Source organism: Bradyrhizobium sp. SZCCHNR1051 (assembly GCF_032489615.1).
GTDB lineage: Bacteria > Pseudomonadota > Alphaproteobacteria > Rhizobiales > Xanthobacteraceae > Bradyrhizobium.
On the sequence record NZ_JAUEYJ010000061.1, the window covers coordinates 1 to 1,389 of the forward strand.

The following is a 1,389-nucleotide window of genomic DNA, read 5'->3' on the forward strand; positions in this document are numbered from 1 at the left end:
GGCGGGCTCAAGCGGTGGTCGCAACACCCAGTGTTTTCATTCGTGACAGCAGCTCGTCAAGCGCCTCTGCTGGAGTTTTCCATCCTAGCGTCTTTCTCGGTCGGGAATTGAGCGCTGCGGCCACGGCGGCGATCTCGTCAGCATCGTAGACGCTCAGATCGGTACCTTTCGGGAAGTACTGCCGCAGCAGGCCATTCGTGTTCTCGTTCGTGCCACGTTGCCAGGGGCTTCTTGGATCGCAGAAGTAGATCTGAAGGTCTGTATCGATCTTGAGGTCACTGTGTTGAGCCATTTCGGTCCCCTGATCCCAGGTTAGCGAGCGGCGGAGTTCTTTGGGCAAGGTGACGATGGTGCGCGTGATCGCATCGCGTACCGCTTCAGCTCCGTGTCCGGAGAGCGCAGGCCCATCCTTCGTACGTGGGCCGTCGTCAAACCCCGGCAACCGTGGAAGGTGCAGGAGCATTGTAAACCGCGTGCTGCGTTCGACCAGCGTGCCGATTGCCGAGCTGGCGGAGCCGACGATCAGATCTCCTTCCCAATGTCCCGGCACAGCTCGATCCGCGACTTCGGCCGGACGCTCACTGATCATGATCTCCGGCGATATGAAGCCTTTGCTGCGCTTCCGCGTACGCGCTCGGGGCACGCGCAGCGCACGTCCCGTTCGCAAACAGGACGACAACTCGCGTTTCAGCGCTCCTCGGCCCTGAACAAAAAGCGCCTGGTAAATGGCTTCGTGGCTGATGCGCATCGCCTCGTCATCCGGGAAGTCGATCGGCAAGCGCCGGGCAATCTGCTCGGGACTCCACGCTTTCGTCCACCCCTGATCCTGGCTAGAGCCCGCACGACCGGCCTTCCGCCGAACGCCGCCTGGAGGCGCGACAAACCCTGCAAGCCGCTCTTCAACATAAGCGCGCAAGGCGGCGTTGCTTGCAAGCTTGCTCGGCTTAGGACGCCGGGCCGATCGATCTGCATGCCACTGGGCGGCCGTCGCCCGATAGGCCATCTTGCCGCCGTGCGTGGCTGCATTGCGATCGAGTTCACGGGAGATGGTCGAGGGAGACCGATTGAGGCGCCGTGCTATCTCTCGTACAGAATGGCGCTGCGCATTCAGCAGCGCAATCTCTTCGCGCTCAGAAAAGGAGAGGTGCCGTCCGGAGAGCGGCTTCGCTGAAGGTCGGAACATTGCCGGTGCCACGCCGCCCGCTTTTCGAAATAATCGGGGGCCGACAGCATCCGATAATCCAGCAGCAAGCGCAGCATTCTCGCTGTTCAATCCAGCGGCAATCCCACGCCAAAATTTCTGCTGTTCCGCACGCCCCGCAACTGGTGGGCGCCCCAATGATCCCAGCTTGCCCCGCGTTGACCGTTTCTTTCGAATGCCCATCGCAA

Annotated in this window: 1 protein-coding gene; it reads right to left on the reverse strand. The window is 61.6% G+C overall.

Going from position 1 to position 1,389, the window contains the following annotated elements; all coding sequences use genetic code 11:
• Positions 1 to 7: 7 nt before the first annotated feature.
• A complete protein-coding gene (locus QW868_RS33490) occupies positions 8 to 1,384 on the reverse strand; it encodes an IS30 family transposase (protein WP_315715219.1) in 1,377 nt (458 codons plus the stop codon).
• Positions 1,385 to 1,389 lie beyond the last annotated feature (5 nt).

Bases quoted from the DNA above. Each gene is read 5' to 3' on its own strand.
- QW868_RS33490 (WP_315715219.1), bottom strand. From the start codon at position 1,384: ATGGGCATTCGAAAGAAACGGTCAACGCGGGGCAAGCTGGGATCATTG.